Source organism: Pleionea mediterranea, assembly GCF_003148745.1.
Classification (GTDB): domain Bacteria; phylum Pseudomonadota; class Gammaproteobacteria; order Enterobacterales; family Kangiellaceae; genus Pleionea; species Pleionea mediterranea.
This window is the reverse complement of sequence record NZ_QGGU01000007.1, coordinates 42,506-55,673: the sequence shown is the minus strand read 5'-3', so window position 1 is coordinate 55,673 and position 13,168 is coordinate 42,506. Positions and strand designations below refer to the sequence as shown.

Sequence of the window (13,168 nt, the reverse complement as noted above, 5' to 3'; positions counted from 1 at the left end):
GGATTTAGTTGTTTTAGAGGTTTGACTTGTATTTTATTTTGAAGAGTTCTTTTTAAACTTTGAGACTTCCTGAGTTAACGTTGCTAATTTAGATCGAATGTCCGTATTCTCTGAAAGTAACTTTCCATTCGACTCATTGGCAGCGTTGAGTTGGATCTTTAACGACTCGTTATCCCTGAGCAATTGGATGTGCTTATCTTCTAGTTTGGCTAGTTTGGACTCTAGTTTTTCGAGCTGTCGTTCGGTATTGTTTAGTGACGTTTCAAGTTGGATTTTTTGCTTTTCGATGGATTTAAGCGCGGTATTTTCTTTAGTTGATCGCTCTAGTTTCTCGTTCAGTTGCTTGGTCTCTTGTTTAGCTTCATCGTAGAGATTCATCCATTTAGTTTCACTTGCTTCCAATCGGCTAATATCCTTGCTTAACTTTGAATCAAGAGACGCAATTGAGCTTTTGTGCTGTGATACTAGGCTTTTATTTATAGTTTTCTGTTCATCGTGTAACTTTAATAGTTCTTCGTTTTTCTCCATCAATGAATCAATTTGAGCATTATTCTTCGTATTTATGCGTATGAATTGCTGTTCCTTTTCGTTTAGCGTGTGATCGAGATGTGTATGGGCTTCTTCTAAAGTGTCTATTGTTTCTTGAGCACTCGCTAAATCGTCCTGTGATTTTTTAATCCTTAACTCAAGCTCAGAGATTTCAGCTTTGTAAGCGTTTTCATTGTCTTTATTATCAGCCTTTTCTTGCTCAAACCGTTTTTCAGCGGCTTCGTTTGCTTTCATCCACAACTGTTCAAACATAGGAACGAGCTCTTCCGGAAAACTTTCCGGTAATGTACGGATGGATTTCCCTTTTTGCTCTTCACGAAATTTAGTCAAGTGTTGCTGCCAGGTTGAATTACTGCCAGAGCCGAATGACTCTCGTGCTCGTTGGATACTCAGAGATTCTCCCTGTATCAGGATAGAGGTAAATACTTGTTTAGCTTCTTCGTAACTGACGCCAGGGCGAGCCATAATTAATCCTTTGAACACTTTAAATAGATTATAATGCTTATTTTATCATTATATATCATGTTACGTAATACGTATAAAATAATATGATACATACCAATAATTCATGATTATTCTACTAATCTTGAATTAAATGAAGAATCCTATATACTGAAACAACGAGACTATTTTTCTGAGTAAAAACAATAAGATGAGCGAGTTATCTGTTACACGCCCCCTACCCTTAGAGCATTTACAATTGGGTACCGAGCTCGATGGTACCTATGGTACCAATCGTAATACCGGTAATGGGCTATTGATTGATGCGCATAACGACTTAGAAGCACTCAACAGTTGGCTCGAGGAATTCAAAGACTCCCCCCAAACTTACCGTAACTACCGTAAAGAGATTGAGAGGCTTCTACTATGGAGCTTGTTGGTCTTGAATAAACCCTTTTCGAGTTTGAGTCGTGATGATTTGCGAGCATACGAAGAATTTCTTGTCTCCCCTACTCCCACTAATCAATGGTGTGGTCCACGGCGACCGAGGCATTCCGATGAATGGCGGCCGTTTTTAGGGCCTTTGAGCGAATCCAGTCGGCACCAGGCATTAGTCGTCATTGGCGCTGCATTTGGATATTTGTCGGACGCCGGCTATTTATTAGGTAACCCGGTTAAGTTACTTCGTCGGAAAAAAGCGAAGTCTACGAATAAAAACACGGTCGAGCGATTCCTTGAACAAGAGCTCTGGAATTATGTTTGGGAGTTTATTGAAGGCCTTCCAGAACAATCATTGCGCGAGCGAGAACATAAAGCCCGTATCCGATTTTTGTTTCATTTGCTCTATCTGCTCGGCCCACGAGTCAGCGAAGTTGCGAACTTGCAAATGAGCGACTTTCGAGAAAGTCGAGGCAAATGGTGGTGTTATATTCTGGGTAAAGGCAACAAGCGCGATAAAGTACCCGTTAATGATTCAATGCTCTCTGCACTTATCGACTATCGTCGATTCTTAGATTTATCAGATTTACCCAAGTTGGATGAACACGCTTCTGTTTTAAGGAGCGTTAAAGGAAGTCAGGGTATATCGTCTAATATGATTTATCGAATCGTTAAAAAGATTTTCGGTCAAGCTGCCGATTCACTTGAGTTCGAAAAGCCTGAATATGCTTTTAAATTAAGAAAAGCCTCGACACATTGGATGCGCCATACTGCCATGACTCACCTTGCAGATCAGGGAGTTGATCTACACCATATTCGACAAACAGCTAGACATTCGGATATCAACACTACTTCTCGCTATGTACACTCAGATGAAGAGCTATGGCATAACTCCGTAAAAAGTCATAACCCTTAGGTTGATGAGTATTAATACAAATTATGTTGTTAGAGCACCGCATTAAGAAGACGAATGCCAGTCATCTTTCCACCAAATAAAAACCATTTTTTCACTTCTGCCTATCGGCCAGATTACCTGAATAACTTCGTGCTGTTCGGCACCATTAACGTCAATCCACACATCGGCATCGACTTCAACTGGCGTTTGGGAAGTTTGCTGCGAGTGAGAAAAATCATTTCCAGAAATTGTTTTTGGCATTGCACGAACTGGAAAGAAGTAATCGGGTACATATTTTGACCGGTGAAACCACTTTCTTTTTGATGGCCCATAGCAACAAAGAATAACAGGAAATTCACAAAAGCCTATATAGCGGATAGCAGCAGCAGTCAGACTAACTTTAAATGTATCTTTAATCGATTTTATTATATCGAAAGAGATATCACTGCCTCGAATATGCTCCAAAAAAAGATAGGAAGGCATTAAAAATTCTACGGCATATTCGTTAGCAACCTTTTCTTTTCCAGATACGGACTTTGTTAGTGATGTTCGATTAGGCTGAACATCTTTTTTTTGACATAAATTTCCGACAGAACCTCTATGTTTAAACCAGTGTCCAAGCTCATGTCCAATCGAAAATCTGTTTCTCTCCAAGCTCGAATTTGAGTTGACACTGATTATTGCTCGATCTTCAAAACCAACAATTCTAGCTTCGCATCCTTTTAAGGGGCGCCATTTGACTACCGCTCCTTTGAAATAGGCGATGGCTTCAATGTCAATTTCGGAAGGAGCGGTGATCGCCAACTCATTTTGATACAGATTTTCAATTTCTTTTCTACTCATCTTCTACATCTATACCGAGATCTTTAAGGTCTTCAATGATACTTTCAATTTCTTCATCTGGTATATCTTCTCCTTCACGAAATGCAAGTGTTAGACCTTCAGGTACTTTATTGTTCAACATAAGTTGAATAATAAACTCCTTTGCGTCAGATAATCGTTTAGATTTGCTCTTTAACCTTACTTTACGCTCATTATTTTTATTGATTTCTCTTCGAGCCTGAACCAGCTTATTTTTTTTATGCTTTGTCAACTCTTCATCAATTAAGGCTGTAGTTGATTGATAATCGGCAGTAGCCTGCAGATTATCACTGCCATATATCTCTTTAAGCTCACTATCACTAAGAGATAAGATTTCGTCCTCGAGCAAATCTAGCAGGGCTTCTTCAAAAGATTTTTCTTTGCTCATAGTATTTGACCTTCTCTATTCATCTGTAGTGCTTTTCTTGTGATTCTTTTTTTTGCTGCATCATATTGCTTTTCGCTTAAATTCGCACTTATGATCGTTTCTGCTCGATTTTCTCCATTAAGACATCCAGTTAATACTGACCGAACAACCTCATCGCATTTAAATTCATTGAAAATGGCCTCAATGGTTTTTTGATGGTGAAGCATATCGAAAGTATTATTATCGGAATCAGAAACCGTTGACTCTATAAGAGCCATCTCACTTCCCAAGTCTTCTACCATCACTTCTACCTGTGCTCCTTTCTTACGTCGTTGATCAGAGGAGATACTTTTTATAACACCGATCAAGTGTTGAACAATCGTATATTTACCATTCCAGCGTCTGACTCCCTCTAGGGTCCTTGAAACGGCTTCAGAAATCAGTTCATCTTCAGTTAATTCTCTTGAACCGACAAATAATCTAGCTCTAATAAAAAGACGAAGTTTAAGAACATCCTTAACTGTAAGATTTTCAATTGCTGAAGCGGCATGCTCCACCGAATAAAAATCATTGTCACTCGCTTCCACAGGTTAACCTCCTTGATGTTATAAGTAGGCGGCGTTCCACCTTGTTCTGGACATTACTTAACTTTTTTTCGTTCATCTGTCCAAAAAAGCACTACCATCCGCCTATATATATAAGCAAATTATTCGACAATATCAAAATTGTCGAAATTCATAAACTTAGGAGTAATAAATATGCCCTTTTATATTGTAAACAGAAATCCCCAAAGTACGGGAGAACATGAAGTACATCGAAACGACTGTACTTGCTCTCATATGCCAACCCCATCAAATAGAATTGATCTTGGCTTCCATTACAATTGCCAAGGCGCAATCATTGAAGCAAAACGCCGATTTCCAGGTCACCAATTTGATGGTTGTTATTATTGTTCAAATGCTTGTCATGCAAGATAAGGAGTAAATATGACTAAAAATCAGAGAGTGCAATGATGGTGGACGGACGCAGCGAACACTATGACATTGGTCGTCGTAAAGGTATTCCAAGACGTAATGTCATTCGAGAAATTGAAGCAGTTAAAGAGCCTGGTGCCGATTTATAAGGCCCGAATGGGCCTTTATCAATTATTCTACCTTATGCTCTTCATGTGGAATAAAGTCACCCGAGCTGGTCATTATTATGTCCAGCGACTTGTTATCGCCTGACGTATAGGTAATGATCCAGCTATTTCGATACTCAACTCGTTTAAGTTCTGACTTAGAGACTTTTGCCTGTTTCCACTGCTGACTGTATCGATTTGGGATGTTATTTCTCCACCTAAGAAAATTCATTCACTGTGCCAATTCGAAGCAATGATGACCATCCCGGTTAACGCAACGCCTGCCCCTAACCAGTCCGTCTTTGTCAGCTCGATTTAAGCCAGACAAGCGCCGTTGCTACGTACACACCTCCATAAGCGGCGTATATGCGTCCGCTGGCGGCTGGGTGTAACGTTAACAGCCAGGCAAACAAAGCCAAACTCACCGCAGCAGGAATGAGTAAGTATACCGACCCGCTTTTTCTGAGCCATAAATAGGGTAGGGTAGGTAGCACCCTATAATTTCAGCCACTGCTGTAATAATGAATAACCCAAGTGTTGTTATTATTTTTAGTGCCCTCTCCTTTTTGCTTTCGCAATTATTTCTGAAAATTTTGGATTTATTGGCATCGGTTTTACAGCGCTCACATTACTCCCTCCAGTATTACCTTCAGGAACGCCCTTGAGCTTTGTTAATAATGCTGCCCCAATAATCCTAAATATTTGCCCAAATATTTCACGAGCGCTTTTTTGTTTGATGCCCCACTTGAGCATTAAGTAATGCACTTTTACATGCCAGTAGGTCGATGCTTGCCCAAGTACGTGCGCATTTTCGAGATAAGAAAAGGCTTCCTCGGGGGGTCCACTTTTGAGAGCATCAACAGACTTTTGGATCTCTTGCTGCACATAGGGTGCTATATTTTTGGTAAAGTTTTTCATCGGATATTTTATTCCTGGCTTTTGTTTTCATCGCGGCATTGTTCGTCACTCAATTCAAGTTCAATGGTCGTATGTTCTAGCTCAAATTTACCAAGTCGCTCTGCTATGGATTGTTTAAGCTCGGCTTGTTGCTCTAACGACAGAGCGTCTTGTAAAACAAGATGCGCTGTAAGCACGTGATGCTCTCCGTCCAGTGACCACAGATGTAAGTGGTGGATACTGTTTACGGCTTCGAGCTCTTTCAAATTATCATAAACAGATTTTGACAGCTCTTTATCGGGGATAGCTTGCAAAAATAATCTAATAGTGTGCCATAGGTTTTTTCCTACATTGATTAGAATATAGAGAGTGAAAAGAATCGACAGTGCAGGATCCAAAATCGGCCAGTCAGCAAAAAGAAGGACGATGGATACGATTAATACCGCGACCCAGCCCAGCACATCTTCCAGCAGATGCCAGTTTAGTACCCGTTCATTAAGCGTTTTACCTTCACTGAGTTTGTAGGCCGCTACGCCATTCACTATCACGCCCAATACCGCTAAACCTAACATACCTTCAACAACCGGCATTTCTGGCTGCAATAGTTTTGGGATCGCTTCCGTTAAAACCCAAATTGAGCCAGCAATTAAAACTAATCCATTTATTAAAGCGCCAAGTAAAGATAAACGTCGATAACCATAGGTGAACTCTGAATTTGAACCTTTCTCACTGACTTTACTCAGAAACCAGGCAAATCCAATAGATAGGCTGTCTCCCAAATCATGAACCGCATCCGCCATAATTGCGGTACTGTTGGTTAGTATTCCGCCGATAAACTCAATAATGGTAAAGGTGACATTGAGGAAAAATGCCCAACCGATACGGGAGTTTGCCACGTGAGAGTGTGAATGATTGTGTTGATGCATAAGAATTCCTTAAAGTTTTATTATTTAAAAGAGCCTGGCCTCATTTAATAAAGGCGCAGGCTCCTCTGCACTTTCAACAGCTATGCCATGTCTTTTAATTTACCTTTTGAAAACCAGGCAAACAGTACTGGTAAGACAAATAAGGTTAAAAACGTAGCCGTTACCAAACCACCAACTATCACACTGGCCAGCGGTTTCTGGATCTCAGCTCCAACACCATTGGACAGTAACATGGGGATCAGACCGAGCGCCGAAGTGATGGCAGTCATCAACACAGGGCGTAACCTTGAAACGGCACCATCAAATGCAGCTTCCTCAACCTTTAGGCCGTCCTTAATTCGTTGATTGATGCTTTCCACCATTACGACACCATTCAGTACGGCCACTCCGAAAAGCGTGATAAAGCCTACTGAACTGGGTACCGACAGATACTGTCCTGAAATCCAGAGTGAAAAGACACCGCCAATGACGGCCAGAGGAACATTCACCAAAATCAGCATGGCCTGGCCAACGGAACTAAAGGCGAAATAAAGCAATAAAGCGATCAAACCTAAGGATATTGGCACCACCAACGACAAACGTTTTTGCGCGCGTTGCTGGTTTTCAAACTGGCCTCCGATATCAACCGAGTAGCCAGTGGGGAGTACAACCTGTTCGCCTATTGCTTGCCGAATATCAGCGACAACACTGCCCATGTCTCGTCCCTGAACATTAGCTTGAATCACCACTCGGCGCTGCACATCATCACGGCGTACCTGTGGCGGTCCAGATGTAATGTCCACTTCGGCTACATCTCCCAATCGTACCCAAGCGCCATTGGGTGCCTGTAACCGCAAATCAGCAATGGTTTCACGATCCGCACGAAACCGTTCGGCAAGTCGAACATAAATGTCATATCGCTCATTACCATTAATAATTTGCCCCGCACTCGCTCCACCTAGACCTTCGCGTACCAATTGCATTACGTCGCCCACCGCCAGTCCATAGCGCGACAATGCACGTCGATTTGGCTTTACCACCAGTTGCGATTCACCGGCAATTTGTTCCATGGCCACATCTCGGGCACCTTCGATTGTTTTAACCACCGTCTCTATAGCCTGGCCTTTTTCGGCCAGCACGGGAAGATCAGGCCCAAACAATTTGATCGCAAGCTGTGCTTTAACACCGGATAACAACTCGTCAACACGGGTTGCAATGGGCTGTGAAAAGTTGAACAGTAATCCAGGGTGTTGCTCAAGTTTTTGTTCCATTAAGGATTGAAGTTCATAACGATTGTCTGCACTGGTCCATTCCGGTACTGGTTTGAGACCAATGTAAATCTCAATGTTATTGACTGGTTCAGGATCGCCGCCAATTTCGGCCCTGCCAATACGCGATAGTGCGTAGGTTACTTCTGGGAACTCCATCAGCATAGCCTCCAGTTTGGGGGCTACCTCCAATGCGGTATCTAAACTGGACGATGGCGCAAGTGTAACCCGCACGTTTATGGTCCCCTCTTCCAGTTCCGGCACAAATTCAGTACCTAACTGTGGCAGAACCAGCCCGGCAGAGACGGCCATGACAGCAGCAACAATCACCACCATTTTTCGGTTTTTCATGGCCCAGGTTAACCCTTTGCGATAGAGCCGATCGAGTGGTTGTAAAACAAAGCTCTCGCGTTGACGTACACCTCTTCGAAACAGGTAGGTTGCCAAAGCCGGCACGATAATTAACGCCACTAATACCGCGGAGAGCATAGCCAACATAATACTGATGGCCATGGGCTGAAACATTTTTGCCTCAACACCTTCAAAGCTGAATAATGGCATGAACACCACCAAAATAATGGCTGTGGCAAAAAATATCGGACGTGCAACTTCTTTGCCTGCTTGTTGCAGACGTAGGGCGATACCATGACGATCACGCTCTGCATCAACCGGATCTTTATTATTGGAAGTCACCATTGCTTGTCGATGGGCGTCATGTTCGGCATCCGGGTGGGTTAAATGTTTGAACATATTTTCAACCATCACCACAGAGCCATCCACTAACATGCCGATGGCGACGGCGATCCCGCCCAGGGACATCAGATTGGCCGACAGTCCAAACCACGACATCACCATCAAGGCAATACCGATGGAGATCGGTATGGAAATCAATACCAAAAAGGTCGCGCGTAAATTCATCAGAAATAACATGAGGATCACGACGATAAAGATAAATGCCAGCAACAGGGCATTGGCTACCGTCGCAACGGCTTTACTGACTAGATCGGCCTGATCATAATAAGCTTCAAAACTCACCCCTTCCGGTAGTGCCTGGTTAATTCGTTCGATCCTTGCCTTGATGCCATCAATGGTGGCTTTGGTATTGGCCCCCATTCGTTTGAGTACGATCCCAGACACCACTTCGCCAAGATTTTTCACTGTGCCATCGGCACTTTTTCGTGTCATTGTTACAGCACCTTGGCGGATCTCACTGCCTAACATCACTTGCGCCACATCGGATACGGTGATGGTGGTGCCGTCGACCGTTTTTAGTGGAACCTGACGAAGTTGATCTAACCCCTGTTTTCCATGATCCAGCCAACCGGTTCCCCGGATCACCAGTTGTTCCTGACCCCGGTTCATATACCAGCCGCCAACGTTGGTATTATTGCGTTCCAGCGCAGCCATAACGTCGTCCTGAGTCAGACTGTAGGCCAGTAGTCGGGAGGGATTCAGATTGACCTGGTACTGACGAACTTCACCGCCAAAAGAAAGTACATCGGTCACGCCTTCAGCCGGGATTAAAAGCAGCTTAACCACCCAGTCATTCAAACTGCGCAACTCCATAGCGCCATAGCCGGCATCGGGATCAGCGACGAGCAGGTATTGGTAAACCTGACCGAGACCAGACGTATTGGGCCCCATCTCTGGCGTACCAACCCCTTCCGGGATAAGCTCTTTGGCGGCCTGTAGTCTTTCAAACACCAGTTGCCGGGCGAAATAGATATCGGTACCTTCCTCAAAAACCACAGTGACACCCGACAGTCCTGTTTTGGAAATGGAACGCACTTCTTGTACATCGGGTAGCGCATACATCACCGCTTCAATCGGATAAGTGATGAGTTGTTCCACCTCCTCTGCGGCGAGTCCGGGTGCTTCCGTATTAACGGATACTTGCACGTTGGTCACATCTGGAAATGCATCCAGATTCAGTCTGGGAATAATAAAAACGGCACTGACCGTTAATGTAATAAGGGCTAATACCACCAGCAATCGGTTGGTAACCGCCCAATCGATAATTCGATTAAACATGGTGTCTCCTACTGCTTAGTGGTTGTGTGGATCAAAGCCGCCTTTGGCGATCTGTGAAGCAACAAAGAAAGCCCCTCGAGTGACGATTTGTGCTCCCGGCTCAATACCGGTGATTTCACGTAACGATCCCAATGCTCGACCTAACTCGACTTCCATTGGCTGAAATTCACCGTCATGATCTTCAACAAAAACGGTCCAATCCCCGTCCGCTCCTCGCATCAAAGCCGTTTCAGGAACTGCCAATACAGGTTTTTCCGTGCGAAAACGGAAATAAACTTCAGTAAACTGGCCGGAATGTAGACGGTGTTCAGGGTTATCCATTAAAAGTCTTACGGTGCGGGTACGAGTGACTGGATCGATGGTGTGTGCTTCCTGTGTAACCAAAGCGGTCATACGCGTTTCTCCGGTGACGACTTCAGCCCGTGTTCCCGCGCTTAAAGTTAGCGCAAGATTGGCCGGCAGGTGAGCTTCTACCCATAGCTGTTTCTCATCTGCCAGAGCAATTAAAGATCCCCCGGCTTCAATTCGCTGGCCCTGTTCAAAATCATCGTTCAGTACTGCACCATCGATTTCGGCACGCAAAGTATATTCTCCCAACGCCACAGACTGTTGTGATGAAAGTGACTCCAGATCGGCCGTGGATAAACCGTAAGCCAATAGCGTCGCCTTGGCTTGCTCCAAGTTAGCCTTAGCGCTGATGTAACGTTGCTCGCCAACCGCTTTACGGCCGAGTTTTTGCACTCTTATCCATTCCGGTTGAGCGGTACGGTAAGCCGCTTGTGCTTGTGCAACCCTCTCGCTAAACAGAGTGACAAGAGGTTGTTCTTTTGAAACGTGATCGCCCAACGCAACATGTCGACGCAATACGACGGACGCAACCCGTGGAGAAACCCGATAGCTGGTATAACCATTGGATAGAATTTCACCAGGCGCATACAACTGATAATCAACTTTTTGAGGAGTGAGCCGGCTCACCTGAATATCCGCCAAGGTCATTTGTGCCGGGTTTAGCGATGCAGAAGCGGATTCTGAATGTTCATCATGTTCACTGCTTTGATTTGCTTCGTTGTGCTGATCTTGGTTTTCATCGTCATGATCATCGTGTTTTTCATTGTGAAGACTCTTTGATTCTTCATTGTGTTTATGCTCTGTATTTGGCGTATTCACATTTGCATCCGTCTGGTTTTTCTTAGGATGATCGTGAAGAGTCTCTTTTTCACTTTGAGGCACGTCCGAACTTGCTTTTACATGTTTATGCTCCGCGGCATGACTCGCTGCGATTGCTACAATTGCTGAAATGACAACCGTTATAATTGACTTGTTCATATTCATTGTTCCTGTTTAATTCGTTGACGTTTTGGAAGGCATGGTCACATCCAAAAGTTGACCCGATTGCTGCAATACTTCAGTAAATGCGAGTCGCGTCTGTTTTTCTAGCTTGATACCTGCGAGAAGACTTTCGGAGCGTTGACTCAGCGCCAGCAGATAATCTGTGGTGGATAGATCACCACTTCGCCACTGGCGTTCGAGTAATTTTGCGCTATTTTCGATACGGCCCTGTACGACCGATTGCCACCGCTCATATTGTTGTTCAAAGCGTTGCCAGGCTGCCAGTGAGGCTTGCCAGTCATAACGTTGTTTGCGGTATTTCGCCTGAAAAAGAGCTTCCGCCTCAAGCGTGGTGCGATCTGCGGCTCGGGTTTCAGCACTGAAATCATTCCGCACATTGAGTGGGATGGAAAAAGTCAGCCCGATCATACTTTCACCACCATCTTGTCCTGCATTAAAACCAACGGTGGGATCCGCTTTTGCGTCGAGCCGTGTCGCTTTGGCTTTTTCTTTAAGCTCTTGCCAACGTGCATGAGCGCTCGCGACAATGGGATGTTTAAGTAAGGATTGTTCGGTCGTTGTGTTTGGCTGAGACGTCCAAAAATCATCAGGGATCCCCCCGCGCTCTGGCGACCATTGTGGCAGGAGTTCTCTAACTCTTGATTCAGACTTTTGTAATTCAGCTTCCACTTCCGCTACCTGTGCTAACTGGCGTGATAAGGATAAAAAAGTGAGTTCTGCATCAATACTGCCCAGATCACCGGCTTGCTGGCGTTTTTCTACCAGCTCAAGCAAAGCGTTAAGTTGCTCAACCTGAGACTGCGCAATAGCGGCTGCACGATTAGCAGCACGCCATTCAATCAGTGCAACTACTGCTTCAGAAGTCTTGTTCAGTAAGTGTTGCTGGAACAACGCATGTGCGACTTTGCGTAAATAATTCGCCTGTTGCTGTCTGATCCCGCGCTTGTCATTCCAGTCAATGGTTTGCTGAATACCCAACCGGTAATTATCCTCTTCACCTATTCGCTCCACGTCGGAGGATAACTCCGGATTGTAGAGTGGTTGCTCCACTGCATCGGCATTGGCGCTGGAGCCGAGCCATTGCTCTTTAGCAGCGATCACCTCAGGGTGTTGTTGTATTTGGGAGGCCAGCCAAACCTCCCATTCAGAAGGTTTAGCATGGCTAAGCAGTGGAAACGTAAGCATACAGGTGGCTAAAAACAGCCGGAGAGGCCTATTAAACCGAATCATAGTGATGCTCCTGTAAAACGTGTGTGGATCGTACTTATCACTTGTTGGAAGTAAGAAAATTTGATGTTTTTTTGCAATTGCATAGGTGCCTTAAGCAGCACCAATGTAAGACCTACAGCCAACTGATCATTAACCCACGCAATAACCGTCACGCAGGCGAACGTTAACTGAGAAACACGATGTTTCTTCATAAGAATTCCTCTTTATCAAACGAATCGATTCGTCAAAACGAGCCGCTTTGACGATTACTAAAAAGTAAACTACCGATTAGCTAATAGGAGGAGGATTATCGGGAGAGCCTCGAAATGATAAGTAAATATTGAGGTAGCCAACAACCTCTTTGCCTAAATGGGCGAGCAAAGAATTATCATTAACTGTTGGGAGGAAAAGCTGAGCAACACCATGACAATGGCAGCAGTGATGGCAGTCAAAATTGTTTAGATCACTTTGTTGCAAAGCTTGAATACGAATTTTATCAGGTGTAGATTTATTACCTGGCTGGTCATGAGAATGTTCAAAACTTAGATGCTCACTGCCTGATTGATGCAGTTGATGAGAGTCCACAACGGCTACAACCGATTGCACAGCAATCAGAAGAATCATTATGTATGCCAAGGCCTTGTATAACATCTCAGAGTTTCTACTTAGAAAAGAATAACGATTTTGGTGAAGTCAGTAGACTATCAAAATTGCGTTAAGTTTCATAGATTTCCTCAATCATAATTCCGCTTATTTTAAACCTGAAATGAAAAGGCCTTCTATTCCAATTGGCCTCGCAATTTACAGAGTAGCCACGCATTCGCACTATAACGAGAT

The 13,168-nt window shown here is 44.1% G+C and carries 14 protein-coding genes and 1 pseudogene; 2 read left to right on the top strand and 13 right to left on the bottom strand.

Annotated elements, in window-relative coordinates; genetic code table 11:
* Window positions 1-33: 33 nt before the first annotated feature.
* Window positions 34-1,014, bottom strand: a complete 981-nt coding sequence (locus C8D97_RS10195; RefSeq protein ID WP_109763678.1) for a DNA-binding protein — start codon at window positions 1,012-1,014, stop codon at window positions 34-36.
* 187 nt (window positions 1,015-1,201) lie between these two features.
* Here C8D97_RS10195 and C8D97_RS10190 point away from each other — a divergent pair, with 187 nt between their 5' ends.
* Complete coding sequence (locus tag C8D97_RS10190) at window positions 1,202-2,344, top strand: tyrosine-type recombinase/integrase (protein WP_109763677.1); 1,143 nt, start codon at window positions 1,202-1,204, stop codon at window positions 2,342-2,344.
* 42 nt (window positions 2,345-2,386) lie between these two features.
* On the opposite strand, the gene C8D97_RS10185 is transcribed toward C8D97_RS10190, so the two are convergent.
* Genes C8D97_RS10185 through C8D97_RS10175 form a run of 3 tightly spaced genes read right to left on the bottom strand, consistent with a single transcriptional unit; the run spans window position 2,387 to window position 4,138 of the window.
* Window positions 2,387-3,166 (bottom strand): ImmA/IrrE family metallo-endopeptidase, encoded by a 780-nt coding sequence (locus tag C8D97_RS10185; protein ID WP_109763676.1) that lies wholly within the window; start codon window positions 3,164-3,166, stop codon window positions 2,387-2,389.
* Window positions 3,159-3,572 (bottom strand): hypothetical protein, encoded by a 414-nt coding sequence (locus C8D97_RS10180; RefSeq protein ID WP_109763675.1) that lies wholly within the window; start codon window positions 3,570-3,572, stop codon window positions 3,159-3,161. Before C8D97_RS10180 ends, C8D97_RS10185 begins: the two co-directional genes overlap by 8 nt.
* Window positions 3,569-4,138, bottom strand: a complete 570-nt coding sequence (locus C8D97_RS10175) for a hypothetical protein (protein WP_109763674.1) — start codon at window positions 4,136-4,138, stop codon at window positions 3,569-3,571. The genes C8D97_RS10180 and C8D97_RS10175 overlap by 4 nt, the downstream gene beginning before the upstream one ends.
* A 217-nt stretch (window positions 4,139-4,355) precedes the next feature.
* On the opposite strand from C8D97_RS10175, the gene C8D97_RS10170 reads away from it, so the two are divergent.
* Window positions 4,356-4,535 carry a hypothetical protein gene (locus C8D97_RS10170; protein ID WP_170115210.1) on the top strand — a complete coding sequence of 60 codons (180 nt, stop codon included), beginning with the start codon at window positions 4,356-4,358 and terminating at the stop codon, window positions 4,533-4,535.
* 161 nt (window positions 4,536-4,696) lie between these two features.
* On the opposite strand, the gene C8D97_RS18030 is transcribed toward C8D97_RS10170, so the two are convergent.
* The 9 genes and pseudogenes from C8D97_RS18030 to C8D97_RS10130 all read right to left on the bottom strand — a co-directional run bounded on the left by C8D97_RS18030 (window position 4,697) and on the right by C8D97_RS10130 (window position 12,955).
* A complete protein-coding gene (locus tag C8D97_RS18030) occupies window positions 4,697-4,903 on the bottom strand; it encodes a hypothetical protein (protein WP_146196130.1) in 207 nt (68 codons plus the stop codon).
* A pseudogene (locus C8D97_RS10165) lies at window positions 4,900-5,218 on the bottom strand (YnfA family protein). The gene C8D97_RS18030 and the pseudogene C8D97_RS10165 overlap by 4 nt, the downstream one beginning before the upstream one ends.
* A 2-nt stretch (window positions 5,219-5,220) precedes the next feature.
* Window positions 5,221-5,589: a DUF3703 domain-containing protein gene (locus C8D97_RS10160; protein ID WP_109763672.1), complete on the bottom strand. Its 369-nt coding sequence runs from the start codon at window positions 5,587-5,589 to the stop codon at window positions 5,221-5,223.
* An 8-nt stretch (window positions 5,590-5,597) separates the two neighbouring features.
* The gene (locus tag C8D97_RS10155; RefSeq protein WP_109763671.1) at window positions 5,598-6,494 is read right to left on the bottom strand and encodes a cation diffusion facilitator family transporter; all 897 of its coding nucleotides are present in this window, start codon (window positions 6,492-6,494) and stop codon (window positions 5,598-5,600) included.
* An 80-nt stretch (window positions 6,495-6,574) separates the two neighbouring features.
* Entirely contained in the window at window positions 6,575-9,772 is a 3,198-nt protein-coding gene (locus C8D97_RS10150) for an efflux RND transporter permease subunit (RefSeq protein WP_109763670.1), read from the bottom strand.
* Between the two features lie 15 nt (window positions 9,773-9,787).
* Window positions 9,788-11,098 carry an efflux RND transporter periplasmic adaptor subunit gene (locus C8D97_RS10145; protein WP_109763669.1) on the bottom strand — a complete coding sequence of 437 codons (1,311 nt, stop codon included), beginning with the start codon at window positions 11,096-11,098 and terminating at the stop codon, window positions 9,788-9,790.
* A gap of 15 nt (window positions 11,099-11,113) precedes the next feature.
* Entirely contained in the window at window positions 11,114-12,352 is a 1,239-nt protein-coding gene (locus C8D97_RS10140) for a TolC family protein (RefSeq protein ID WP_245411427.1), read from the bottom strand.
* Window positions 12,349-12,543 (bottom strand): hypothetical protein, encoded by a 195-nt coding sequence (locus C8D97_RS10135; RefSeq protein ID WP_109763668.1) that lies wholly within the window; start codon window positions 12,541-12,543, stop codon window positions 12,349-12,351. The genes C8D97_RS10140 and C8D97_RS10135 overlap by 4 nt, the downstream gene beginning before the upstream one ends.
* Before the next feature lie 76 nt (window positions 12,544-12,619).
* Complete coding sequence (locus tag C8D97_RS10130; RefSeq protein WP_109763667.1) at window positions 12,620-12,955, bottom strand: hypothetical protein; 336 nt, start codon at window positions 12,953-12,955, stop codon at window positions 12,620-12,622.
* Window positions 12,956-13,168: the final 213 nt, after the last annotated feature.